The organism is Cellulomonas sp. NPDC055163 (assembly GCF_053607065.1).
In genome coordinates, this window is the sequence record NZ_JBSGSU010000003.1 from 149,132 (window position 1) to 173,080 (window position 23,949).

Annotated in this window: 19 protein-coding genes and 1 riboswitch; of the genes, 6 read left to right on the top strand and 13 right to left on the bottom strand. The window is 76.9% G+C overall.

Translation table 11 applies throughout. The features are described from left to right. Positions 1–52 precede the first annotated feature (52 nt). The 5 genes from ACWFNE_RS06975 to ACWFNE_RS06995 all read right to left on the bottom strand — a co-directional run bounded on the left by ACWFNE_RS06975 (position 53) and on the right by ACWFNE_RS06995 (position 8,943). Positions 53–2,785: a hypothetical protein gene (locus ACWFNE_RS06975; protein WP_452121703.1), complete on the bottom strand. Its 2,733-nt coding sequence runs from the start codon at positions 2,783–2,785 to the stop codon at positions 53–55. Further along, positions 2,782–5,961, bottom strand: a complete 3,180-nt coding sequence (locus ACWFNE_RS06980) for an FtsX-like permease family protein (protein ID WP_452121704.1) — start codon at positions 5,959–5,961, stop codon at positions 2,782–2,784. The genes ACWFNE_RS06975 and ACWFNE_RS06980 overlap by 4 nt, the downstream gene beginning before the upstream one ends. Next, positions 5,954–6,655 carry an ABC transporter ATP-binding protein gene (locus tag ACWFNE_RS06985; protein ID WP_452121705.1) on the bottom strand — a complete coding sequence of 234 codons (702 nt, stop codon included), beginning with the start codon at positions 6,653–6,655 and terminating at the stop codon, positions 5,954–5,956. The genes ACWFNE_RS06980 and ACWFNE_RS06985 overlap by 8 nt, the downstream gene beginning before the upstream one ends. Further along, a complete protein-coding gene (locus ACWFNE_RS06990) occupies positions 6,652–7,563 on the bottom strand; it encodes an ABC transporter ATP-binding protein (RefSeq protein WP_452121706.1) in 912 nt (303 codons plus the stop codon). Before ACWFNE_RS06990 ends, ACWFNE_RS06985 begins: the two co-directional genes overlap by 4 nt. Positions 7,564–7,770: 207 nt before the next feature. Continuing rightward, the gene (locus tag ACWFNE_RS06995; RefSeq protein ID WP_452121707.1) at positions 7,771–8,943 is read right to left on the bottom strand and encodes a winged helix DNA-binding domain-containing protein; all 1,173 of its coding nucleotides are present in this window, start codon (positions 8,941–8,943) and stop codon (positions 7,771–7,773) included. Positions 8,944–9,035: 92 nt separating this feature from the next. On the opposite strand from ACWFNE_RS06995, the gene ACWFNE_RS07000 reads away from it, so the two are divergent. Beyond that, entirely contained in the window at positions 9,036–10,553 is a 1,518-nt protein-coding gene (locus ACWFNE_RS07000; RefSeq protein ID WP_452121708.1) for a hypothetical protein, read from the top strand. A 94-nt stretch (positions 10,554–10,647) separates the two neighbouring features. Then, positions 10,648–11,778, top strand: a complete 1,131-nt coding sequence (locus ACWFNE_RS07005) for a winged helix DNA-binding domain-containing protein (RefSeq protein WP_452121709.1) — start codon at positions 10,648–10,650, stop codon at positions 11,776–11,778. Here ACWFNE_RS07005 and ACWFNE_RS07010 read toward each other — a convergent pair. Next, positions 11,765–12,187, bottom strand: coding sequence for a DUF6463 family protein (locus ACWFNE_RS07010; RefSeq protein ID WP_452121710.1), 423 nt, complete (start codon positions 12,185–12,187; stop codon positions 11,765–11,767). The two genes, ACWFNE_RS07005 and ACWFNE_RS07010, sit on opposite strands and share 14 nt — an antisense overlap. A gap of 305 nt (positions 12,188–12,492) precedes the next feature. Beyond that, positions 12,493–13,386: an SDR family oxidoreductase gene (locus tag ACWFNE_RS07015; RefSeq protein ID WP_452121711.1), complete on the bottom strand. Its 894-nt coding sequence runs from the start codon at positions 13,384–13,386 to the stop codon at positions 12,493–12,495. A gap of 93 nt (positions 13,387–13,479) precedes the next feature. Between ACWFNE_RS07015 and ACWFNE_RS07020 the strand changes: the two genes are divergently transcribed. Further along, positions 13,480–14,133, top strand: a complete 654-nt coding sequence (locus ACWFNE_RS07020) for a hypothetical protein (protein WP_452121712.1) — start codon at positions 13,480–13,482, stop codon at positions 14,131–14,133. A gap of 19 nt (positions 14,134–14,152) precedes the next feature. On the opposite strand, the gene ACWFNE_RS07025 is transcribed toward ACWFNE_RS07020, so the two are convergent. Continuing rightward, positions 14,153–14,554 carry a DUF2510 domain-containing protein gene (locus ACWFNE_RS07025; protein ID WP_452121713.1) on the bottom strand — a complete coding sequence of 134 codons (402 nt, stop codon included), beginning with the start codon at positions 14,552–14,554 and terminating at the stop codon, positions 14,153–14,155. 98 nt (positions 14,555–14,652) lie between these two features. Between ACWFNE_RS07025 and ACWFNE_RS07030 the strand changes: the two genes are divergently transcribed. Next, positions 14,653–15,582: a VOC family protein gene (locus ACWFNE_RS07030; protein ID WP_452121714.1), complete on the top strand. Its 930-nt coding sequence runs from the start codon at positions 14,653–14,655 to the stop codon at positions 15,580–15,582. A 15-nt stretch (positions 15,583–15,597) separates the two neighbouring features. On the opposite strand, the gene ACWFNE_RS07035 is transcribed toward ACWFNE_RS07030, so the two are convergent. The 5 genes from ACWFNE_RS07035 to ACWFNE_RS07055 form a co-directional block, all read right to left on the bottom strand. Then, positions 15,598–16,476, bottom strand: a complete 879-nt coding sequence (locus ACWFNE_RS07035) for an energy-coupling factor transporter transmembrane component T family protein (RefSeq protein ID WP_452121715.1) — start codon at positions 16,474–16,476, stop codon at positions 15,598–15,600. Continuing rightward, positions 16,473–18,179: an ABC transporter ATP-binding protein gene (locus ACWFNE_RS07040; RefSeq protein WP_452121716.1), complete on the bottom strand. Its 1,707-nt coding sequence runs from the start codon at positions 18,177–18,179 to the stop codon at positions 16,473–16,475. Before ACWFNE_RS07040 ends, ACWFNE_RS07035 begins: the two co-directional genes overlap by 4 nt. Beyond that, positions 18,176–18,859, bottom strand: coding sequence for an ECF transporter S component (locus ACWFNE_RS07045; RefSeq protein ID WP_452121717.1), 684 nt, complete (start codon positions 18,857–18,859; stop codon positions 18,176–18,178). Before ACWFNE_RS07045 ends, ACWFNE_RS07040 begins: the two co-directional genes overlap by 4 nt. Further along, complete coding sequence (locus tag ACWFNE_RS07050) at positions 18,856–19,593, bottom strand: YkoF family thiamine/hydroxymethylpyrimidine-binding protein (protein ID WP_452121718.1); 738 nt, start codon at positions 19,591–19,593, stop codon at positions 18,856–18,858. Before ACWFNE_RS07050 ends, ACWFNE_RS07045 begins: the two co-directional genes overlap by 4 nt. Positions 19,594–19,709: 116 nt before the next feature. Next, positions 19,710–19,832, bottom strand: a riboswitch (TPP riboswitch). A 32-nt stretch (positions 19,833–19,864) separates the two neighbouring features. Beyond that, positions 19,865–20,920, bottom strand: a complete 1,056-nt coding sequence (locus tag ACWFNE_RS07055) for a glutathione S-transferase family protein (RefSeq protein WP_452121719.1) — start codon at positions 20,918–20,920, stop codon at positions 19,865–19,867. 226 nt (positions 20,921–21,146) lie between these two features. On the opposite strand from ACWFNE_RS07055, the gene ACWFNE_RS07060 reads away from it, so the two are divergent. Both ACWFNE_RS07060 and ACWFNE_RS07065 read left to right on the top strand, forming a co-directional pair. Further along, the gene (locus tag ACWFNE_RS07060) at positions 21,147–22,952 is read left to right on the top strand and encodes a hypothetical protein (RefSeq protein ID WP_452121720.1); all 1,806 of its coding nucleotides are present in this window, start codon (positions 21,147–21,149) and stop codon (positions 22,950–22,952) included. Between the two features lie 102 nt (positions 22,953–23,054). Next, a complete protein-coding gene (locus ACWFNE_RS07065; RefSeq protein WP_452121721.1) occupies positions 23,055–23,828 on the top strand; it encodes an LLM class F420-dependent oxidoreductase in 774 nt (257 codons plus the stop codon). Positions 23,829–23,949: the final 121 nt, after the last annotated feature.

Genomic DNA, 23,949 nt, shown 5'->3' on the forward strand with positions numbered 1-23,949 from the left:
GCCGGACCGGACCCACCGCACGCTGCAGCCCGGAGCACGCACGCGGGCGGTCTCAGCGCACCCGCAGGACCTGACCGAGCCGCTCGCGACGCCGCGCGGAGGACTCGACGGCGACGACGACGACGACCGTCGCGGCGACGAGCGCCACCGGCGAGAGGGCCCACCACGCGGTCGCGACCGCGGGGTCGGCGCGCTGGCCCGTGACGAGCCGGAGCCCGAGGGGTCCGACGAGCGCGTCGACGAGCAGCACTCCGGTCACCGCACCGCCCAGGGCGCCGACGAGCGCCCGCGGCAGGAGCTCACCTGCGGCGACGCGCCACGCCGCGCGCCCCCGGAGGCCCAGCACCCGCGCGGTGGCGAGCGCGCGCGCACGCTCCGGCGCGGAGGCCGCCGCGTCGAGGACGACGACGGTCGACGCCAGCGCGGCGCACACCGCGGCGACGAGGAGGACGAGCGCGACGAGCCCGCTCGTGAGCGGGTCCGACCGCAGGTCCGCGAGCCACTGCTCGCGGGACAGGACCTGCGCCTCGACCGTCTCCGCCGCGCTGCGCGCCGCCGTCGTCGCACCCGGGCCGACGAGCCACACCGTGTCCGGGGCGGCGACCGCGGGGTCGTCGTCCGTCGGCTCGGCGCGCGGGTCGGCGGCGCGCAGGGCCTCGGCGACGGCCGTCAGCGCGGAGCGGTCGACCACGACGGTGGGGGCGGGTGCAGGGCTGTCAGCCGGCTGCGCGGGCAGTGCGGGGACCTCGCCGACCGGCCGCAGGTCGATCGTGACGTCGCCCCACCGGACGGACGTCTCGGCGGTGAGCAGCGCCGGCGCGACGAGGGCCGGCAGGGTCGGTGCTCCGGTGCCGCCCCGTACGGCGGCGGACTCGCGCTCGAGCGTCCCGAGCTCCGGGGCGACCCCGAACGGCGTGAGCGCGAGCAGGTCGCCGTACGTCGGCGGGTCCACGGCGAGCACGCGCACGCTGCCGGTTCCGGGCACGCCGAAGAGCTGGACGCCGTCCCGCATCCTCCCGACGGCGACCGCGTCCACGCCGTCGGCAGCAGCGAGCGTCTCGGCGATCTCCTCGGCGGACCGGCCCGGCGCCTGGAAGCGCACCACGACGTCCGCACCGACGGCGTCCCACGCGCCATCCTCCTGACCCGCGCGAGCAGTGCCGGAGAGTCCGGCGCCGAGCGCGACGAGCGTCGTGAGGACGACGAGCGCGACGAACGGCAGGACCGCACCGGTGGAACGCGCGCGGGCCATCGAGAGCAGCGGACCGGCCTTGCGGGACGTGCGCGCGGCACCGAGCGCGGCGGCGACGAGCGGCGGCACACCCCGCCACAGCAGCAGCGCGCCCGCCGCGGAGACGAGCAACGGTGCGGCGGCGAGCAGGAGGTCCGCGGGACCGGCGAGGGACCCGGCGCCGCGTCGCACGAGCGCGACGGTGGCGGCGGCGGCGGTGACGAGGAGGGCCGCCTCGACGGACACCCTCCGCACGCTGCGCACGCGCTGCGCGAGCCGCCGGTGGTGCCGGTCGGTCGGGACCCGTCGCGGCTCGACGCGGTGCGCGGTCAGCGTCGCCGACGCGGGCGGCGCGAGGACCCCGACGGCGACGACGGCGACCACCCACGGCCAGCGCACGCCGCCCGGGGCCACGAGCCCGCCCAGCGCCAGCCCCGCGACGGTGCCGGTGCTGGCCACGATCGCGGACTCGGCAGCGGCCGTGCCCGCGATGCCGACGAGGGACGTGCCGCGGGCACGGCTGGTCCGCAGTGCCGAGGACCGACGCCGGGCGAGGAGGTCGCCCGCCACGAGCAGCACCAGCGCACCGCCGCCCGCCAGCCCGGTGAGCAGCACCACGGCCTGCGCCCACGAGGCGTCGACACGTGCGCGGGCCTGCCCGAGGAGGAGGTCGAGCCGGGACGTCACGCGCACGTCGGGGCCCGGGACGAGGAGCAGGCGCGGCGAGGCCTCGAGGGCGGCGACCTGTCGCTCGAGGTCCCGCGAGCCGGCGTGGTCGAGGGCGCGGGCGTCGACGGCCAGACGGAACGTGCGGGTCACGCCGTCGGGCTCGAGCGCGGCACGGGCCGCGGGCAGCGACGCCGCCGACAGCAGGGCGCCCAGCACGGTGGTGCGGGCGTCGAGCCGGCCGTACACGCGGGGCCGCAGCAGCTCCGGCACCGCAGTCCACGCCGGGTCCTGCGTGTCCTGTGCGGTGAACACCCCGGTGACGAGCACGGCGACGGCGGCGCGGTCCGCGGTGGTCGCCGTGAACGTGCCGCCGGCGCGGACGTCGAGCGCACGGGCGACGTCGTCGGAGAGCCCGACCTGCACGGCGCCGTCCGGGCCGGGGCGGCCGGGTGCGGCGCCCTCGAGCCACTGGACCGCCGGCTCGGCCCCGGCCCACACGTACGCCATCCGGAGCAGGCCACCGGTCGGCAGCCCGGGGGTGCTCAACGTGAGGTCGGAGCTGCCGGCGGAGGCCACGGGTGGCTCGAGGACCGCACCGAGCGAGGGCGGCAGTGCGTCGTCGAGCGCTCGTGCCGCGTCGTCGACGCCGATCGTCGTGCTCGTGGCACCGGCCGTGGCGTCCGACGTCCCCGCGCCGTACCGGCTCGTGGCGACCAGGTCGGCCGCGGGGTCGGCCTGCGCCACCGCGGTCCGCACCGCCGTGTCCGCCCGGGCGGCGAGGAGCTGCGGCACGGCGGCGGTCACGGCGACGACGAGCGCGACGACGACGGCCGTGGCGACCAGGGGCGCGAGGTCGGCGCGCGCGCGGCGCCAGGCGGCACTCATGCGCGCGCGTCCGCCCGCAGGCGCGCGACCGTCGAGCGGCGCACCACGCGGTCCGCGAGCGGCACCACGACGGCCGCGCAGCCGACCAGCAGCAGCCCGAGGGCCGCCGCCTGGGTCGACCAGGGCCACCGGGGCACCGCTGCCGGCACGGGCGCGAGGCCCTCGGCGGACACCGCGAGCAGCGGGCCGAGGGCCCAGCACGCGAGGACGCCCAGCACGCCGCCGAGCAGGACCGGCACCACGACGAGGAAGCCCTGCTCGGCGAGCAACGACGCGAGCACCGAACGGCGGGGGGCACCCAGACCGCTCAGGCGGGCGACGTCCAGCCGGCGCGCCTCGAGCGCGGTCGTCGCGTGCAGCGCCGTCCCGGCGAGCGCGAGCAGCACGGCGGCGACGACCAGCAGCGCGGCGGAGGCTCGCTGCGCGGCACGCAGGGGTCCGTCGACGGCCTCGTGCGCGACCGCCGCGAGCGCGGTCACAGGGCCGGTCCCGCGGGCCTCGAGCGTCTGCGCCGCGCCGTCGCGAAGGTCACCGCCGACCCACCAGGCGTCGGTCAGGGGGGCGAGGTCACCGAGGCTGAGGGCGACGCGGGACAGCGTGTCCACGTCCGCGAGGACGGCGAGCCCGCGCGGCTGCGACGGGACGTAGGGCGTGACGCGCTGCACCGTCGCCTCCACGGAGCTCGCGCCCAACGACACCTGGATCTCGTCGCCGGCACCGAGGCCGAGCTGGTCGGCGAGCGGCGCGGACACCACGACCGGCACCTGGGCGACCGGCTCGAACGCGAGGGCGGTGAGTGCACCGTCGCTCCAGGACAGACCGGGGAACGCGACGCTGCCTTCGAGCCGGATCCGGACGCCGCCCGGCACGTCGTCCGCCGTGACCGCGTCGAGCGTCGCCACGACGAAGTCCTCCCGGGGAGGCGCGGCGACCGACCACGAGCCACCCGCCTCCGAGGAGGCACCGCGCAGCGTCACGTCGAGGAGGAGACGGGGTGACGACTGCCGGTCCGGGTCGCTGCTGCCGGCGGAGAGCCGGGCGTCCACGGCGACGACGCGCGCGCCCCGGGGAACCGCTGCGGTGAACGTGCTGACGGCGCCGTCGAGCGCGACGGTCCCCACGGGCACCGCGGCGCGCGCGCCCTCCTCGTCCTGCAGGACGAGGCTGAGCGCGGCGGTGACCGGCGCCCCGTCGGCCACGTCGCCGACCACGGCGACCTCCGCGCGCGTCCCGGGGAGCCGCGCCCCGCCGACCTCGCCTGCCGGTGCCAGTCCGGACGTGGCGTCGTCCCAGCTGCCGGTCGGCAGCCGTCCACGCAGCATGCCGCCGGCGTCCCGCGTGTCGACCGCGACCAGCCGCACCGGCTCGCCGCCGGCGGCGCGCGACCCGAGCACCGTGGGCCGTGTCGTGACCGCGCTGACGCGACCGCCCGTGACGGCGTGGACGGCTGCGCCGGTGCCGAGCGCGCCCGCGGGTGCCGGGGCGGACAGGTCGGTGCCGACGGCCGCGGCCGCCTGGTCGCGCTGCGACTGGGTCCACGTCGCGGCGGACCCCGCCGCGAACACCGCCGACGCCGTCGCCAGCACGAGCAGGAAGGCCGCCGCTGCCGCCTGCCGGCGACGGGCCACCGCCCAGGCCGCGAGCGGCAGCGTCAGCGAGCGGGACGACCCGGCGCGCGCGTCGACGCGGCGCGCGACCAGCGCGAGGGGGCGCAGCAGCAGCGCGGACCCGGCGAGCAGGCACACGACGGGCGCGGCGACGAGCACGGGGTCGACGACGGTGCCGGTCGCGACGCGGTGCGCACGGAGCTGCAGGTACGCGAGGACCGCGAGGGCGAGCAGCAGGAGGTCGGCGCCGGAGCGGGCCAGCACGCCGCCGCGTTCCTCGCGGGTGCTGCTCGGCGCCGCCGTCCGCAGCCAGGGCAGCACGAGAAGTGCCGCGAGGAGCAGCGTGACCGCGCTCACGCTCCCGACCAGCAGGGTCGGCGCGCCGTCCGGTGCGGGGCCCCGACCGAGGCCGACGCCGTCGGCCAGCGTCCGGTAGAGCCCGAGCGCGAGCAGCGTCGCCGGGACGACGCTCAGGACGGCGAGCCCCGCCGCCTCGAGCGCCGCCTGCGCGACCAGACGCCCGCGACCCGTGCCGCGGGCGGCGAGCAGGGCGGCCTCGGAGGCCCGGCGACCGGCGACGAGCCGGGCGGCGAGCGTGATCGTCGTGGCGGCGAGCGCAGCCCCCAGGAGCGCCACCGCGAGCACCCCGGAGCTCGTCACGCGGGTCTGCTCGCGCGCCTCCCCGAGCGTGCGGGCGAACGGGCGGTCGACCACGACGTTCTGGGCGCGGTCGTGCAGGGCGCCGTCGAGCTCGTCGCCGAGCGCGTCGACGAGCGCGCCTGCCCGGGTCAGGTCGGCGCCGTCCGCCCGGGCGAGGTCCGGCGCCACGACGAGGGTGACGCGGCGCAGGGGGATCCCGCTGGCGGTGATGCCACCGGGCGGGACGACGAACGGCCCGAAGGCCGCGAGGTGGCCGCGGTGGTCCGGGGCGACGCCCGCCCCGCGCAGCGGGTCCTCCTCCCACGCCGGGCCGGGCCGCGGCGTGAAGGTCCCCACCACCGTCAGGCCGACGCCGGCGCCCGCCCCGGCGCCCCTCGCGTCCGCCGCGAGCGCGGTCGTGCTCCCGACGTCCAGACCCAGCGCGCCCGCGGCGGACACGGGCAGCGCGACCTCGCCCGGCCCGGCGGGCCAGCGCCCCGAGACGACCGTCCCCCGCGCGTCCGGGTCGTCGAGCTCGGCGAGGTAGCCCAGCCGCACGTCGCCGCCGTCGGCCTGCAGGTAGCGCATGACGCTGGACCGCCACGCGGTCTGCGCCGTGGGGAGGTCGCCGAAGGGCTCCGTCAGCAGCGCCGACGCGGTCGCGACGGCCTCGGAGGCGTCCCGTGCCGTCGCGGCGACGAGCGAGTCCACGGCGGGGTCGTCCGGCTCCTCGGGGAAGCCGAGCGCGACCCCGACCTGGACGTCGGGCTCGGGGGCCGCGGCCATGGCGAGCTGCAGGGCGCGCTGCGGTGCGGCCGTCGTCAGCAGCACGCACACCCCCACGAGGGCCGACCCGGCGACCATGACCACGAGGACCGCGGCGAGCACGGCCACCTGCGCGCGGCTGCGGCGCCAGACGTGCTCACCCACGGGTGACGGCCTCGACCACCTGGCCGTCGACGAGGTGCAGCGCGCGGTCCGCGAGCGCGATCATGACGGGGTCGTGCGTCGAGACGACGGCCGTCATCCCCTCGGCCTCGACCACGCCGCGGATCAGCGCCATGACCGCGAGGCCCGTCTCGCTGTCGAGCTGCCCGGTCGGCTCGTCCGCGACGAGGAGCCGTGGTGAGGAGGCGAGGGCGCGTGCGATCGCGACGCGCTGCTGCTGGCCCCCGGACAGCTCGTCGGGCCGCTGCTGCGCGTGTGCGGTGAGCCCGACGAGCTCGAGGAGCATCCCGACGCGGCGCTCGCGCACGGCGACGGGCGCCTCGTGCAGCCGCAGGGGGACACCGACGTTCTCGGCCGCGGTGAGCGCCGGCATCAGCCCGAAGGTCTGGAAGACGAAGGCGACGCGGTCCCGGCGCAGGAGCGCCTGCCCGTCGTCGTCGAGCCCGGCCACGTCGACGCCGTCGACGTGCACGCTGCCCCGGTCCGGGCGGTCGAGGCCGCCGACGAGGTTGAGCAGCGTCGTCTTGCCCGAGCCGGAGCGGCCGACGAGCGCCACGAGCTCACCGGGTGCGACGTCGAGGTCGACCCCCCGCAGGGCGTGCACCGCGGACCGTCCCGTCCCGAACGTGCGGTGCACTCCGCGTACCCGGACGGGTGCGCCCGGGGTGCGGCTCACGCGGCACCGCCGTCGCGCCACACGCCCACGTGGTCCGCCTCGAGGACCAGGCGCACCCGGCTGGTGAGCGCGAGGGCCTCGCGGTACTCGCGGGGCACCTGGAGGCGGCCCGCACGGTCCATGACGGCGTACTCCTCGTGGACGACGTCGCCGCCGGTCTCCCGGCGCAGCACCTCGCTGCTCGTGCGCCCGTCGCGGATGGCGACGGTGCGCTCCACGAGCGAGCTGACCGCCGGGTCGTGCGTGACCACGACGACGGTCGTGCCGGCCTCGCGGTTCACGGTCTGCAGCGTCTCGAAGACCTCCTGCGTCGTGGTGGTGTCGAGCTCGCCCGTGGGCTCGTCGGCGAGCACCAGCCGCGGTGCGTTGGCGAGCGCGGTCGCGATCGCGACCCGCTGCTGCTCACCGCCGGACATCTCGTGCGGCTGCCGGTCCGCGACGTGCCCGACGCCCACGAGGCCGAGGAGCTCGTCCGCCCGCGCGCGCCGCCTCCGGCGTGGGCCCGAGGTGATCGGCAGGGCCACGTTCTGCCGCGCGGTCAGGTAGGGGAGGAGGTTGCGGGACGTCTGCTGCCACACGAACCCGACCATCTGCCGCCGGTACGCGACACGGTCGCGCGCCCCCATCGCCATGAGGTCCCAGCGCCCCACGCGCACGCTCCCCGCGGTCGGGGCGTCCAACCCGGACAGGACGCCGAGCAGCGTCGACTTGCCCGACCCGCTGGCCCCGACGACGGCGACCATCTCGCCCTCGTGCACCAGCAGGTCGAGGCCCTGGAGCGCCTGCACCTCGACGCTCCCGGACTGGTAGATCCGGACGAGGTTGTCGCACGCGACGAGCGCGTCGTGCCCGTACTGGGCGGGCCGTGCGGCGTCGCCGCCCAGGGCGGCGAGCGTGGTGTCGGACACCCCAGCTCCTCCCGTCGTGCGGAGCACCACCGCGCCGAGGCGCGCGCCGGAGCACGGCCGGACCCACCGCGCCGTGCGGTGAGGCTACGCGCTCGCGACGCGGCGCAGGGCCCGAATGCCTGGTCATCGGCTCGGGGCGTCGGGACGGAGGCCGGCCGGACGCACGCCGCGGGTCGTGCGAGCGGCGTGCACCGCCGGGTGGTGGGTTCAGCGACCCCGGGTCAGCGCCGGCGGGAACCGCGGACGGACGGCCGTCCCGTCGAGCCAGGTGGTGAGCCGCCCGGCCTCCGCGTCGATCGCCCGGCGCGCGTCACGGCCGACGTCCTCCAGCAGCGCGAGCTCGACGTCCCCGGTCGGGGTGACGGTCCAGCCGCCGACGACGCGGCCGTCGACCCAGATCGTCGGGCCCGCGTTGCCGACGCTGTCGAAGACCTGCGGCCCGTGCGGTCCGAGGTACCAGCCGCGCTCGGTCCAGCCCATCGTCGTCGGGTCGAGGCCCGGCAGCAGCGCGACCCAGGGGTCGACGGCCCCGACCGGCTCGAGGTCGTCCGGCAGCACGTGGCCCGTGCCGCCGCCGTCGAGCTCGACCTCGACGGCGCCGACGTCGACGAGCGCCCGGCGGACCGCGGCGACGGTCGAGCCGAGCCACCAGCGGAGGTCCCGCACCGTCCCGGGGCCGAACGCGCGGAGCCACCCCGCGACGAGCTCCGCCCGCGCGGCGTCCTCCGCGAGCTCCGGGAGGTCGGCGCCGAGCCAGTCCCGCGTCAGGGCCCACGTGGGACGCGAGGCGGTCCAGGGCCCGGCGTTGCCCGCCCGCAGCACCGTCCCGGTCGCCTGCAGGCACGTGAGCACCCGGGGCCCGACGCCGGCCCGGCCCGCCCACGACCTGCCCTCGCCGTAGGGGATCGCCAGGTCGAGCTCGGGGATGCGCTCACGCAGCTCTGTCGACGTGAGCGGCTCACCGGCCCCGAGGTGCCGGACGACGGCAGCGGCGGCCGCGTCGAACCACCGCGCGGGGTCGTCGACGAGCTCCGCCTTCCCGACCTCGCGCTCGAGGCGGCGCCGCTCGACGCCCGCGATCCGCCGGCTCGCCGCCGCCTGGACGACCGGCATCGACTCCCGCGGGACCGCGAACAGCGTCCGCCGCATGACCATGTGCTTGACGAGCGTCCGGTCGCCGTAGAGCGCGCGCTCGAGGTCCGGGACGGTGAACCCGTCGACGCGCGCCCACGCGGCGAGGAACAGCCCGCTCGGGTCGGTCGCGTGGAGGCCGACCATCGACCCGGCGGCCTCCTCGACGGTGTCGCGGCGCCAGCCCGGCGCGACCCCGTGGCGCCGGGCGAGCCGCGCACGGCGCTCCTCGTCGTCGATGCGGGGCACGCCGTGATCGTGGCGCGGGGCAGCGCGTCACGGCAAGCCCGGGACCGCCACGTCCTTCCCGGTGCCCGGCCCTCGCGTGTGACGATGGCGCGGTGCCGGACTGGACCTACCACCCGCTGCGTCCCGTGCTCGTGGGCCTCCTGGGCCGCGACCGGGCGCACCGCACCGCGCTGCACGCGCTCGCGACGCTGTGCTCGACCGGGGCGGGGCGCACCGGCGTGCGGCTCATGTCGTACCACCCGCCCGTGCCCGAGCACCTGCGCGCACGGCTCGGCGCCGTCGTCCGCGTCGAGCACGCGGCCGACGCGGTGCGGGCGCTGCCCGCCCTGGGGGCCGGGGTGGTCGAGGTCGGGCCCGTCGGGCCGGGCGACGTCGAGACGGTGCGCCGTGCCGCCGTGGGCCGCACGTGCACGCTCGCCGTCCGAGCCGTCGACGACGACGTCGCACGCGCCTGCGCACCGTTCGCCGACCGCGTCGCCATCGGTCCTGTGCCCGGCCACGTGCACCTCGACGACCCGGCACCGTACGCCGCGCTCGACACGCTCGCGGACCGGGGCAGCACCGTGCTCGCGACCCCGGCGCTGCTCGTCCGGTCCGGTCCCGGCTGGTTCCAGCGCGTCATCGAGGCGGGGACTCCGACCCGGACGCCCGCGTCGCTGGCGTCCGCCGGTCGCGACCCCCGCCGGTGGCCCGCGTGGCTGTGGGCCCTCCTCGTCGGGGTCGGGATGGTCGGCGCCGGGCTCGGGGCCGCACTCATCACGCTCGGTCCGCTCCTGCTCTGGTACGACCTCGGCTACCTCGGGATGGACCGCACGCAGCTCGACGAGCTCAACGGCCGGCTCGTGCCGTTCCTGCAGCACGACCGCATCACCATGGCCGGCACGATGGTCGCGATCGGCGTGCTCTACGCCGGGCTCGCGTGGGGCGGGATGCGCCGGGGGTGGGCGTGGGCGCGCACCGCGCTCGCCGTCTCGGGCGCCGTCTCGTTCCCGACGCTGCTCTACTTCCTGGTGATCGGGTTCGTCGAGCCGCTGCACACCGCCGTCACGGTCGTGCTGTTCCCGATGTTCCTGCTCGCGGTCCTCGGGCGCCCCGCGGCGCCCGCGTGGACCCCGCCGCCGGACGTCGACGAGGTGCTGCGGCGGCGCTCGCTCGTGGGCCAGCTCCTCATGGTCGCGACCGGGCTCGGGATGCTCGCCGGGGGGATCGTCATCTCCGCCGTCGGGCTCTCCGACGTCTTCGTGCCGAGCGACCTCGTGTTCCTCGGCGTGCACGCCGACGAGCTGCGGGCGGCGAGCGAGCGGCTCGTGCCGTTCGTCGCGCACGACCGCGCCGGCTTCGGAGGTGCGCTCATGGGCGCGGCGCTCGCGGTGCTGCTGCTCAGCGCGTGGGGCTGGCGCGCGGGGGAGCGGTGGGTGTGGTGGACCCTCGCGCTGTCCGCCGCCGCGGGGTTCCTGCCGGCCGTCGTCGTCCACGTCCGCATCGGGTACACGGACGTGCTGCACCTCGCGCCGGTGCTCGTGGGGATCGTGCTCACGGCGGTGGCCCTCGCGCTCGCGCGCCCGCACCTGTGCGCCGCGCCGGACCGCGCCGGCGTGGCGGTGCGCTGACCGGCGTCCGGACGGGTGTGCGGGCCCGACGCCCCTTCGGGCCGGTCGGGCCGGGCGACGTCGGCAGCGGCGGGCCTCGCACCAGACTGGGCGGATGGCGCGCACGGCGACGGCGAGGACCGCCGGTCCGGTGGTCACGACGCGCGCGCTGGGGCGTGCGACGCTCGACCGGCAGCTGCTGCTGCGCCGCGAGCGCCGGGACGTCACGGGCGTGGTGCGCGGCCTCGTCGGGCTCCAGGCGCAGGTGCCCGCCGTCCCGTACCTGGCCCTCTGGTCGCGGCTCGACGGGTTCGACCCCGAGGACCTCGCCGCACCGCTGCGCCGGCGGGAGCTCGTGCGCGCGCCTCTGATGCGCACGACGATCCACACCGTGACCGCCGACGACGCCGTGGCGCTGCGTCCGCACGTCCAGCCCGTGCTCGAGCGCACGTTCGCCTCGACCGCGTGGGGTCAGCGGCTGCGCGGCCACGACCTGGCACGGGAGCTCGAGGTCGCGGTACGGCTCGTCGAGGAGCGACCCCGCACCCGCGCCGAGCTCGCCCGGCTCCTCGCGGAGGAGGTGCCGGGACTCGACCCGGTGAGCCTGTCCTGGGCCTTCAGCTACCACGTGCCGCTCGTCCAGCCGACGCCGCGCGGGCTCTGGGGCCAGAGCGGCGCGTCGGCCCTCACGACGTACCGGGCGTGGCTGGGCCGGGACGCCGAGGTGGGGGCGACGACCGTGGACGACGTCGTGCTGCGCTACCTGCGCGCGTTCGGGCCGGCCACCGTGCGCGACGTGCAGGCGTGGTGCGGCCTGACGCGCCTGCGCGAGGTGGTCGACCGGCTCGGGGACGGCGTGCGGCACCTGCGCGGCGAGGACGGCCAGGACCTGCTCGACGTGCCCGACGGCGTCGTGCCGGACGCCGACGTGCCGGCGCCGGTGCGCTTCCTGCCGGAGTACGACAACGGGCTGCTCTCGTACGCCGACCGTGCCCGCGTCGTCCACCCGGCGCCGCACGAGCCGCTGCTGGGCGGGCCGGGAGGGCTCGTCGGCTCCGTGCTCGTCGACGGGCTCGTCCGCGCGACGTGGGCGCTGCGGCGGGCGGACGGCACGGCCGCGCTCGAGGTCCACCGGTCGACGCCGCTGACGGCGCCCGAGACGGACGACGTCGAGGCCGAGGGGCACCGGCTGCTCGCGTTCGTGGCACCCGGCGCGCCGCACGCGGTCGCGTTCAGCGGCGGGTGAGCCGGCCTCCGCCGCCCGGCACCGCGGCGCGCCGGGTGGCCGTGACGCCGAGGGCGAGCAGCACCCAGAACGGGCTCCCCGGCAGCATCACCGCTCCGACGGCGCTGATCCCGGCGACCGCACGCCCGGTGCGCAGCTGCGTCGCCCGGTCGCCGCGCTCCTCCGCGGCGCGCAGCTCCCGGCCCAGCGCCCACCACGCGGGCGACGCGAGAAGAAACCAGAACCCCGTCGAGCGGTCCCCTCGGAGCGGGACCGCGCCCCAGCCGCCGTCCTGCGCGACGTCGCGGACGACGTCCCGGAAGAGCACGGACCCGACGACGAGGTGCCCGACCGCCACGAGCTCGACCCACCACCCGAGCGTGCGGGCGCGTGCGCGGAGGACGTCGGAGGACCGCACGGGAGTCGTCATGCCCTGATCGGACCGCCGTCGCCGACGGCGGTCAAGCGCCCGTGCCCCGGACCACAGCCCGCTCTCAGGCGGCCTCACAGTCCCCTCTCAGGAGCGGTGCGGGGAACGCCGTCCGGACCGTCGTGGTCGTGGTAGGCAGGAGCCGGCAGGCAGGGCCACGACCGAGCCGATCCCCGGAGTGCCCCGTGACCGCACCCACGCCCCCGACGCCCGGCGGCCGGGGGAGCGCGCTGCGGCGGCGCGTGCCACCGTCCCCGGGCGGGTGAGGTCGGGGACGGTGGCACGCGCCGCTCGGCGTGCCGGGCTCACGCGAGCGGCTGGCCGCCCGTGACCCCGAGGCGCTCGCCGGTCACGTAGCTCGACTCCTGCGACGCGAAGAACACGAACGCCGGCGCGAGCTCCGCGGGCATGCCCGCGCGGCCCATCGGCGTCTGCTGGCCGAACTTCTCGACCTTCTCCTCGGGCATCGTCGCGGGGATGAGCGGCGTCCAGATCGGGCCGGGTGCGACGGTGTTGACGCGGATCCCCTTGTCGGCGAGGTACTGCGCGAGGCCCTTGGTGAAGTTGACGATGCCCGCCTTGGTCGTCGCGTAGTCGAGCAGCTCGGGGCTGGGCTGGTACGCCTGGATCGAGGACGTGTTGATGATGCTCGACCCCGGCTTCAGGTGGGGCAGCGCGGCCTTGCTGAGCCAGAACATCGCGTAGATGTTCGTCTTCATGACGCGGTCGAGCTGCTCGGTGGTGATGTCCTCGAGGCTCTTCGCCTGCGACATCTGGTACGCCGCGTTGTTCACCAGGATGTCGAGCCCGCCGAGCTCGCGCACGGCGGTGTCGATGATCGTCCGGCAGTGCGCCTCGTCGCGGATGTCGCCGGGGACCGTCACGGCCGTGCGCCCGGCCTGCTCGATCCAGCGCACGGTCTCCTGGGCGTCCTCCTCCTCCTCGGGCAGGTACGCGATGAGGACGTCCGCGCCCTCCCGCGCGAACGCGATGGCCACCGCGCGCCCGATGCCGGAGTCGCCGCCGGTGATCACGGCGCGCTTGCCCTCGAGGCGTCCGCTGCCCCGGTACGACTCCTCACCGTGGTCGGGCTTCTCGGGCATGTCCTGGGTGCGGCCGGGGTGCTCGATCGACTCCGCCGGGTGCTCCGCCGAGTCGTACTGGTCCGTGGGGTCCTGAGGTGTCGTCTGGTCGCTCATGCATTCCTTGGTACGCGGGCCGGCGAGGTCCCGCCACCGGAGCGCAGGGCCTACGGTGAGTCCCGTGATCACGAGCGTGGGAAGGTCCGCACGGTGAGCGACGGCGGCAACGGCGACTTCGAGTTCGAGCGCCGGTTCTTCGTGCGCGAGCTGCCCACGGAGCTGCTCGTGGAGCCCTCGCCCGCGTTCATCGTGCAGAGCTACTACCTCGCGGAGCAGGGGTACGCGCTGCGCCTGCGCGTCCAGGCCAGCGACGCGGTCGTGCCGGTCGAGGCGATGGACGACGACCTCGCGGTGCTCGACGCGCTCGCGGACCGTGTCGACTTCTGCGCGCTGACGGTGAAGAGCCCCATGAACGAGGGCACCCGGTACGAGGCGGAGCGGGAGATCGACGTCGCGGTCGGCCTCCAGATGATCCGCCTCGGTGGCGCGCGCGTGGTGAAGAGCCGCTACTCGATCTGGCTCGGCTCGGACGGCTGGGTCGTCGACGTGTTCGGGGGCGCCAACCGTCCGCTCGTCATCGCCGAGTGCGAGCGCGGGGGTCCGGTGACGGACCTGACGATCCCGGCGTTCTGCGTGACCGAGGTGACCGACGACCGCCGGTTCGCGAACGACTCGCTCTCGGGTGCGCCGTACGCGGGCTGGGCCGCGCAGTTCGAGGCGGAGCTCGCCGCCGAGGGGCCGCGGTTCCTGCAGGGCCTCGGCCACAACCACTTCGAGCAGGGCGACGGGCCGGCCGGGCGCTGAGCGCGGCGGCGGCGCCCCGTCAGCGGACGAGGCCCTCGAGCAGCAGCGTGAGGACGGTGCCGACGGCGGAGAGCGCGAGCCCCCACGTCGCGCGGCGCTGGCCCTCCGGCCGGTAGCCCTCGGTGACCCAGGCGCTCGCGCGCCGCCGCCCGAGCAGGCTCGCGAGGAAGCCGGCGAGGCCGACCGCGAGGAACGGGTTCCAGCCGAGCGAGAGCACGCCGAGCAGCAGGCCGGCGATCGCCGCGTAGTTGCTGGCGGGTGCCCGCTCGAGGTCGGCGTAGGGGTCCTCGGGCGTGCGTGCGGGGTCCGGGCGCGTCGCGACCGTCCACCGCTCGCCGTCGTACCAGCGCTGCTGCGTGCCGCCGCGGGGGTCGGTGTACCAGCCTGCGGCCTTCCCGGGCGGCGGTCGGTGCTCGTCCATGCGGACCAGTGTGGAGCACCTGGGGACCCACGAGCGCACGCGCTTGCCTTTTATTGAAGCATCAACTAAAGTGGAGAGACCCGAGCGGGAGGACCCCCATGAACGCGCACACCACGCAGGCCGCACCCGGCGTGCTGCAGTCCCCGACGACCGAGTCGATCGCCGCCGGCACCGGCATGGACGCCGTGACGCTGCTCGTCGCCGACCTCGACCTCCAGACCCGCTACTACCGCGACGGCCTCGCGCTCGAGGTCATCGAGGACCCGGACGCCCGCCTGATCGGCACCGACCGGCCCGACGTCGTGACCCTCGGCCGCGCGGGGCGCCCGCTCGTGATCCTGCGGCACACGCCCGACCTCCCGCGGGCCCAGCGGGGCTCGGCCGGGCTGTTCCACACCGCGCTGCTGTTCGACGACCAGGCCACCCTCGCCGCGACGCTCGCGTCCGTCGCGCAGCACTTCCCGCACACGTACACCGGCAGCGCCGACCACCTCGTGTCGCTCGCGTTCTACCTGACCGACCCCGAGGGCAACGGCGTCGAGCTCTACTGGGACCGCAGCCGCTCCCTGTGGTCCTACGGGCCCGACGGTCGCGTGCAGATGGACTCGCTGCGCCTCGACCCCCACGCGTTCCTGCGCGACCACCTCGCGGACGCCGCCGAGCCGGCGGCGGGCGGCGCGACCGTCGGGCACGTGCACCTCCAGGTCGGCGACGTCGCCGCGGCGCGCGGCTTCTACGTCGACGCGCTCGGCTTCGATGTCATGGCCGACTGGCACGGCGCGCTGTTCGTCTCCGCGGGCGGCTACCACCACCACCTCGCGATGAACACGTGGAACAGCGCGGGCGCCGGGCCGCGCGCGTCGTCGCTCGGGCTCGGCGAGGTCGCGATCGTCGTCCCCACGGCCGACGACGTCGCGGCGCTCACCTCGCGGCTCGCGTTCCACGACGTCGCCGCGCGGCACGACGGCGCGACCCTGCGCTTCGAGGACCCGTGGCGCAACGCGATCTCGGTGACGACCGCCGGCTGACCCCGGACGCCCGCGTCAGCCGGGCGTCGAGCCCCACGACGCGAGCACGCCCAGCCGGGCGGCCGTCACGATCACGGCGGCGCACACCCCGACGGTCACCGCCGCGAACGCCGCGTCGCGGCGGTCGAGCGCGACCGGGGCGTGCACCGTGCGCGGCCCCGAGCCGAGCCCGCGCGTCTCCATCGCGACCGCCATGCGCTCCGCCTGACGGAGCGTCACGACGAGCAGCGTGAACGCCGCGCGGGCCAGCGCCCGGGGCGACGCGGGCAGTCGCCGGCCGCCGTCGCGCCCACCGCGTCCGGGACGACCCGAGCCCGGCGCCGACCCGCGGCCGCCTGGACGCCCCGGCTCGCGCGCGGGCTCGCGTGCCGCCTGCGCCAGCCGGATGGTCGACCACCGCTCGGGGAGCTGCTCGAGCATCCGGTACCCCGCGAGCACCGCGTACGTCGGGCGCGCTCCGAGGCGCACGTGCTGGTGCAGGCTGGTCATGAGGCGCGCACCGTCGGTGGTCAGCACGAACGCCACCGACAGCGTCCCGACGAGCAGCGTGCGCAGCATGAGCGAGAGCCCGATCGCGAGCCCCGGGCCGGTGACCTCGAACGGCCCGACCGCACCGAGGACCGGCCCCTCGCGCGTCACGCAGTTCACCGCGAGGATGCTCAGCGCGAACGGCCCGAACAGCAGCTGCGCGCGCAGGAGCAGCCGCCACGGGATGCGCCCGGCCCACCCGACCGCCACGAGGGCGAGCAGCCACAGCACCAGCGGGGTCCAGGGGTCGACGACCGCGAGCAGGACCGTCGAGATCGCGAGCAGGACCGCGAGCTTGACCGTCGGGTTGCGCCGGTGCAGCGCGGAGTCGTGCGCGAGCGGCCGGCCGAACCCCGGCCCGCTCACGCGACCCGCTCCGGCTGCGCGGGGGAGCCGGCCGCACGTGCGGCGGGGGAGCCCGCTGCGGGCGCCGCGGTCGCGCCCGCCGTCCGGTCGTCGAGCGCCGTGAGCAGGGGCCGCAGCGGCAGGCCGGTCGTGCGCCACGCCGCGAGCAGCGGGGGCAGGCGCAGGCCGGCGCGCGCCAGCACGTCGACGTCCGCGAGGACGGCCGCGGTCGGGCCGTGCGCGACGACCCGGCCGGCGTGCAGCACGAGCACGTCGTCGGCGACCAGGCCCGCGAGCCGCAGGTCGTGCGTCACGAGCACGACGCCCCTGCCCTCGCGGGCGAGCGCGGTCAGCGCCCGGGCCGTCGCCCGCGTCGTGCGACGGTCCTGGCCGAACGTCGGCTCGTCCGCGACGAGCACCTCGTGGTCGCACACCGCCATCGCGGCGAGCGAGAGCCGCCGCTGCTGACCGCCCGAGAGCCGGAAGGGGTCGTGGTCGGCGAGACCGTCGAGCACGTGGTCGCGCAGCGCGCGCTCGACCCGCTCCTCCACGTCGGGCAGGCGCGCCCGGCGGGGGCCGTAGGCGAGCTCGTCGCGCACCGTCCGGGTCAGCAGCTGGTGCTCGGGCTGCTGGAACACCATCCCGACGCGCGCACCGGTCACCGTGCCGGAGTCCGGCCCGCCGGGCAGCAGCCCCGCGAGCGCGAGCAGGAGCGTGCTCTTGCCGGAGCCGTTGACCCCGAGGACCGCGGTCACCCGCCCGCTGTGCACGTCGAGCGACACGCCGTCGAGCACCCGGCGGGAGCCCCGGCGCACGTCGAGCGCGTGGGCGCGCAGCACGGGTGCGGCGGTGACCCGGGGGGCCGCGGCACCGGGCGCGCCGGACCCGGTGCCGGGGGCGAGCGCGTCGAGCGAGGCGACGCCCGCGGCACGCAGCTCGGCCGCGAGCGGCAGCCAGACGCCCTCCGCGGCGAGCGTCGGTGCCTCGTCGAGCACGACCTCGGCGGTCGCCCCGTCGGCCCGCACCCCGCCGTGCGCGTCGAGCACCACGAGCCGGCCGGGGAGCTCCCCGAGCTCGTCGAGGCGGTGCTCGATGAGCACCGAGGTGCGGGCGCCCGACGCGCGCACCGCGTCCGCGACGTCGCGCGCGCCGACGGGGTCGAGCAGGGCCGTCGGCTCGTCGAGCAGCAGCACGTCCGGGTCCGCGACGAGCGCCGCCGCGAGCGCGACCCGCTGGCCCTCACCGCCCGAGAGCTCGCCCGTGCGCCGTCCGGCGAGGTGCCCGGCGCCGACGGCCGCGAGCGCGGCGTGCACGCGCGGGCCGATGAGCTCGGGCGGGACGGCGCGGTTCTCGAGCGCGAACGCGACCTCGTCACGGACCGTCGGCAGGCACAGCTGGTCGGCCGGGTTCTGGGTGAGCGTCGCGACCCGCCGGGCGAGCGTGGGGACGTCGGTCACCGTGGCAGCCGTACCGGGCTCGGCGCCGCCCGGGGGCACCGGGTCGACGACCACCGGTTCCCCCGCGACGCGCACCGCGCCCCACACGTCGGCGTCCACGGTCTGCGGCACGATGCCCGCGAGCACCCGCAGCAGCGTGCTCTTGCCCGACCCCGACGGCCCGAGCAGCAGCACGCGCTCGCCCTCGGCGACGTCGAGGTCGACGCCCCGCAGCACCGGGCCCTCGGCGCGCGGGAAGCGCACCGAGAGCCCGCGGACCTCGATCACGCGCCGACCCGCTGCGGGGCGGGTGCCGGCGCAGCGGCCGGGTCGGCGCCGTCCCGGCTGCGGGCAGCACGGGCCGCGCGGCCGATGGCGTGGTTGTCGAGCACGCCCGTGCGCAGCAGGGCGTCCCCGAGGACCTTCGCCAGGACCCCGCTGAGCACGATCCCGCTGACGACCTCGAGCCCCACGCGGTAGGCGAACCAGTCCTGCGTGAGCCACCCGAACCGCACGGTCCCGAGCGCGAGGCTCGCGAGCGCCGCCGTCACGCCCGACGCGACGAAGACACCCCACCCGTACCGGCGGTACCGGGTCGCCGCGAACGCGAGCTCGGCACCCGCGCCCTGCACGAACCCGACGAGCAGCAGCATCGGCCCGATCGGCGAGCCGAGGAACACGACCTCGATCGTCGCGGCGAGCAGCTCGGCGACGACGCCGACGCCGGGCTTGCGCACGACGTAGAGCGCGAGGGGGGCGACGACCATCCAGCCGCCGATCAGGACGTGCTGCGCGAGGTCGCCGAGCGGTCCCATCGCGAGCTGGAGCCACGCCCACGCCTGCACGAGCGCCCAGTACAGGAAGCCGAACACGACGCCGAGCGCCGCGACGAGCACGAGCTCGTGGAGGGTCAGGCCGCGCCGACGGACCGTCGCCGCGGGCCGGGGACCGGCGGCCGGGGCGCTCATCGGGCGTCCCCGTCGGCCGCGCCGGTCGTGCCCGCGCCCGCGCCCGGCGAGCTCGGCGTGCTCGGCGAGTGCAGCGAGATCGTCGCGTGCGTCGTGACGTGCCGGACCTCGCGCCCGACGAGCAGCCACCCGTCGGCCACCGTCGCGAGCACGTCGGCGAGGTCGCCGTCGAGCCGGGTCACGAAGTGCTCGCCCCGGGTGAGGGTGCCGCGCTCCCGGGCGCGGTCGATCGCCGCGTAGATCCCGGCCATGTGGTCCGCCGTCCGCTCCCGACCGTGCGGGTCGGGACCGCCGTCGTCGAGCGGGTAGAGCGCCCAGTGCGCGCTCGCGCGCAGCCCGGTCGGGGCCAGCCCCGGCAGCTCGACGGGGTGGAGCACGACGTCATCGGGCAGCTCGCACGCGACCTCGCCGGGGCATCCGCGCGAGAGCAGGACCTGCGCGACGACGTGCACGCCCCTGGAGGCGGCGGCCGCGATCACGTCGCGCAGGTAGGTCAGGACGTCCGCCTCCTCGCCGCGCACGAACGTCGAGACGTCGTCGGTGGTGACCTCGAGCCGGCTCGCGTCGCCGGCGGCGAGCGCGCCGAGGATCACGTCCACGAAGTCCGACGTCATCGGGTGCAGCGAGAAGCGCGCGCCGACACCGAGCTGCGCGGGGCTCGCGGGCGGGTGCGGCACGGGCGCCACGGCCGGTGCGCCGGGGGCGGTCGGGGGAGGGGAGAGCGTCGGGTTCATGGCGGTCCTTCACCGTCGGTGCGGACCCCCGGCGAGCGCACCGACGGCTCCGCCCGCGCGCACCTCCCGACGGGTCGCCCGAGGGGCCGCCCGGCGGGACGCGGCGACGGGAGGACCCGGCGACACCTGCCCTGCTCCCTACGCTGGTGTGAACCAGATCAGGTTCCACGGGTCTGCGGGTGGGACACCTGCGTGTCCGGCCGCACTCTCAGCGCTCCTGCGCTCCCCGGGGGCTTGTTCCGGGCGAACGTAGCAGAACGGTCGGTGCGCGTCAGCCCGCCATCGCCGCGGCCGTGTGCGCGGCCGGGACCTCCTCGCCGGGCCGCACGGGCCCGGGCGGCGTGCCGTCGCCGAACGGGCGCCCGCCGAGCTGCTCGCGGTGGTGCGGCGCGAGCCACCCGCGCAGGTCCGGGCCCTTCGGGACGATGCGCGAGGGGTTCACGTCCTCGTGGACCCGGTGGTAATGCTCCTTGATCTGCTGGAAGTCGGTCGTGTCGCCGAACCCCGGCGTCCCGAACAGGTCGCGCGCGTACGCCCACAGGACCGGCATCTCGGTGAGCTTGGAGCGGTTGCACTTGAAGTGCCCGTGGTAGACGGCGTCGAACCGCGCGAGCGTCGTGAACAGGCGCACGTCGGCCTCGGTGATCGTGTCGCCGACGAGGTAGCGCTGCGTGGCGAGCCGCTCCGAGAGCACGTCGAGGCGTGCGAACAGGCGGTCGTACGCACGCTCGTAGGCCTCCTGGGATCCCGCGAACCCGCACCGGTACACGCCGTTGTTGACGTCCGTGAAGATGCCGAGCACGACGTCGTCGATCTCGTCGCGGTGCGCGTGCGGGTACAGGTCGGGCGCGCCGTCGCGGTGGAACGCCGTCCACTCGGTCGACAGGTCGAGCGTCATCTGCGCGAAGTCGTTCGTGACGACCTGCCCGGTCGGGACGTCGACGATCGCGGGCACCGTGATGCCGCGGTCGTAGTCGGGGTAGCGGGCCAGGTAGGCGTCCTGGATCCGTTCGATGCCGAGCACCGGGTCGACGCCGCCGGGGTCGAGGTCGAACGTCCACGACCGTGCGTCGTGCGTCGGGCCGCAGACGCCCATCGAGATCGCGTCCTCGAGCCCGAGGAGCCGACGCACGATGATCGAGCGGTTCGCCCACGGGCACGCGCGCGCGACGACGAGGCGGTACCGGCCGGCCTCGACCGGGTAGCCGTCGCGCCCGTCCGCGGTGATCCGGGTGGCGATGTAGCGCATGTCGCGCGTGAACTCGCTGCCCTGCGTGACGTACGACCCGGCGGTGCTGTGCTCGTGGGTGCTGTGCTCGTCGACCATGGCCGCATCCTCTCCCGGCGTGGGGGGCGGCGCCCGGCCGCTGCTCCGGTCGGGGCGGGGGTCGGCGGACCGCCGACGCCGACCGCCCGGCCTGCCCCGGTGTGCCCGGCGACCTAGAGTGGCGAGGTCCACCACGTCGTCACCCGGGAGTGCTGTGCCGTTCCGAGGACCTGCCGACCTGTCCGCGCCGCCCCGCCGTCGACCCGGGCGGGCAGCGCTGGCGGTCATGGCCGCGGGAGCGGTCGTCGCGCTCGGCGCCTGCACCGCGGACCCCTCGCCGCGGCCCAGCCGGAGCGACGGGGCGAGCGCGAGCCCGTCGGCCGCGCGTCTCACCGCGCAGGCGCAGGCCCCCGGCGCCCCCGTGACGCTCGTGCCCGACGGCGCTCCCGAGGCGGTCGCGCTCGCGACGAGCCGTGCGCTGTTCGCGGCGGCTCCCACCGTCGTCCTGGCGCCCGCGGACGACGCGCGCGCGGTCCTGCTCGCGGGGTCGGTCGCGGTCCGCCTCGGCGCCCCGGTGCTCCTCACGGGCGCGGGTGCGCCGGACGCCGACCTGACGGCGGAGCTCGACCGGCTGGGCACGCGTGTGGCGCTGGCCCTCGGCTCGTCGACGCTCCCGGAGAGCAGCGGGGTAGACACGGTCACGCCGGCCACCGGAGGGGACGGGGTCGACGCGCTGCCGGACGCGCTCGCGGACGCCGCCGCTGCGGACTTCGGCGCGGTCCAGCCCGTGCTGCCGGGCCAGGAGGCCGCGGCGGTGCTGGGGCTCGCCGTGGAGGGGACCGCGGTGCTCGTGCCCGACGCGCCCCCGGCTGCGCCCGCGGACCCGGCTGCGCCCGCGGAGCCCGCGCCGACGGCCCCGACCGAGGACGCGGCGGCCCCGGACCGCGCGGCGACCGAGCGGCCCGGGTCGAGCAGCACCGCGTCGCCCGCCGCCCGCACGTCGACGACACCGCCGGTGGAGCTCCCGCCCGTCGAGCGCCCCGCCGCGCCCGCCGGCGCGCTCGTGCTGACCGACGGCTCGCTCACGCACCTCGCCGCGCTCGCGACCGCGCGCGCCGCGGGCGTCCCGGTCACCGTGGTGCCCGGCGGTGACCCGCGCTCGACTGCCGCAACCGTCGAGGCGCTCGCCGCCGCGGCCCCCCAGGCCGTGCTCGCGCTGGGATCGGCGTTCGGGACCCCCGAGCTGCTCGCGCCCCGCGTCGCGTCCGCCGCGACGGGCGTCCAGCTGCCGGGCGGCGGCCAGCTCGTGTTCCCGGCGCTCCCCGGCGAGCCCGGCAAGCGGTACGTCGCGCTGTACGGCACGCCCGGCAGCGGTGCGCTCGGCGTTCTCGGCGAGCAGGACGTCCCCGCGACGCTCGCCCGCGCCGAGGCCCACGCCGCGCCCTACCGGACGCTGACCGCGGACACCGTCGTCCCGACCCTCGAGATCATCGCGACGATCGCGTCCAGCGGAGCCGAGGCCGACGGCAGCTACTCGCGCCGCCGCGCGGTCGAGGACCTGCGCCCCCTCGTCGACGCCGCCGGAGCCGCGGGGATGCTCGTGGTCCTCGACCTGCAGCCCGGTCGCACCGACTTCGTCACGCAGGCCCAGGCGTACGCCGAGCTCCTCGCGCTCCCGCACGTCGGGCTCGCGCTCGACCCCGAGTGGCGCCTCGCGCCCGACCAGGTGCACCTCCGCCAGATCGGCTCGGTCGGCGTCGACGAGGTCAACGCCGTGATCGCGTGGCTCGCGGCGTTCACGCGCGAGCGGGCCCTGCCGCAGAAGATGCTCGTCCTGCACCAGTTCCAGCCGCGCATGGTCGCGGAGCGCGAGCGCCTCGACCTCGGCCACGACGAGCTCGCGCTGCTCGTGCACGTCGATGGTCAGGGCGGTCAGCCCGCGAAGGCCGGCACCTGGGCGCGCTTGCGCGAGGGCGCCCAGCCGCAGCTGCGGTGGGGGTGGAAGAACTTCTACGACGAGGACGTGCCCATGCTCGACCCGGTGCAGACCATGCAGGTCCAGCCGGTGCCGGACCTCGTCACGTACCAGTAGCGGCCGCCGCCGTCGGGGCGCCCGGCCCGGGTCGACGGGCCGCAGTCCCGGTGCCTGCCGTGCGAGATGTGGCGGGCTTGCGCGGGCCCTAGGGTCGCTCGCATGACGCATGACATCCGCATCGGGGTCCAGCTCCAGCCGCAGCACGCCGACTACGCCCAGATCCGCGACGCCGTGAGCGCCGCGGAGGACGCCGGCGTCGACATCATCTTCAACTGGGACCACTTCTTCCCGCTCTACGGCGAACCCGACGGCAAGCACTTCGAGTGCTGGACCATGCTGGGCGCCTGGGCGGAGCAGACGAGCCGCGTCGAGATCGGGGCGCTCGTCACGTGCAACTCGTACCGCAACCCCGAGCTGCTCGCGGACATGGCCCGCACGGTCGACCACATCTCGGGCGGGCGCCTGATCCTCGGGATCGGCGCGGGCTGGTTCGAGAAGGACTACGACGAGTTCGGCTACGAGTTCGGCACCGCGGGCTCGCGGATCGCGGACCTCGGTGAGGCGCTGCCGCGCATCAAGGCGCGGTGGCAGAAGTCGAACCCGGCGCCCACCCGGGAGATCCCGATCCTGATCGGCGGCGGCGGCGAGAAGAAGACGCTGCGGATCGTCGCCCAGCACGCGGACGCGTGGCACTCGTTCGGTGACGTCGAGACGCTGCGGCGCAAGAGCGCGATCCTCGACGAGCACGGCCAGGCCGTCGGGCGTGACGCGACGCAGGTCGAGCGCTCCGTGGCGGTCCAGACGTCGCCCGGCGAGGTCGCGGACGAGCTCGTCGCCGCGGGCGTGACGCTCTTCACGACCAGCGCCGGAGGACCGGACTACGACCTGTCGCTGACCCGCGAGTGGGTCGCGTGGCGGGACTCGCGCCGCTGAGCCGCGCGCCCGGGGACCGGTCCGCCCGCGGGCCGGTCCCCGCACACGCCTCTTCTTCCTCCTCCCGCGGTGCGACCGTGCCTTGCGCCGGGTTCCACCCGCAGGTCCACCCGGCGCCCCG

Bases quoted from the DNA above. Each gene is read 5' to 3' on its own strand.
- ACWFNE_RS07065 (WP_452121721.1), top strand. From the start codon at position 23,055: ATGACGCATGACATCCGCATCGGGGTCCAGCTCCAGCCGCAGCACGCC.
- ACWFNE_RS07050 (WP_452121718.1), bottom strand. From the start codon at position 19,593: ATGAACCCGACGCTCTCCCCTCCCCCGACCGCCCCCGGCGCACCGGCC.
- ACWFNE_RS07005 (WP_452121709.1), top strand. From the start codon at position 10,648: ATGGCGCGCACGGCGACGGCGAGGACCGCCGGTCCGGTGGTCACGACG.
- ACWFNE_RS07055 (WP_452121719.1), bottom strand. From the start codon at position 20,920: ATGGTCGACGAGCACAGCACCCACGAGCACAGCACCGCCGGGTCGTAC.
- ACWFNE_RS07060 (WP_452121720.1), top strand. From the start codon at position 21,147: ATGGCCGCGGGAGCGGTCGTCGCGCTCGGCGCCTGCACCGCGGACCCC.
- ACWFNE_RS06975 (WP_452121703.1), bottom strand. From the start codon at position 2,785: ATGAGTGCCGCCTGGCGCCGCGCGCGCGCCGACCTCGCGCCCCTGGTC.
- ACWFNE_RS07045 (WP_452121717.1), bottom strand. From the start codon at position 18,859: ATGAGCGCCCCGGCCGCCGGTCCCCGGCCCGCGGCGACGGTCCGTCGG.
- ACWFNE_RS07010 (WP_452121710.1), bottom strand. From the start codon at position 12,187: ATGACGACTCCCGTGCGGTCCTCCGACGTCCTCCGCGCACGCGCCCGC.
- ACWFNE_RS07025 (WP_452121713.1), bottom strand. From the start codon at position 14,554: ATGGACGAGCACCGACCGCCGCCCGGGAAGGCCGCAGGCTGGTACACC.
- ACWFNE_RS07015 (WP_452121711.1), bottom strand. From the start codon at position 13,386: ATGAGCGACCAGACGACACCTCAGGACCCCACGGACCAGTACGACTCG.
- ACWFNE_RS07030 (WP_452121714.1), top strand. From the start codon at position 14,653: ATGAACGCGCACACCACGCAGGCCGCACCCGGCGTGCTGCAGTCCCCG.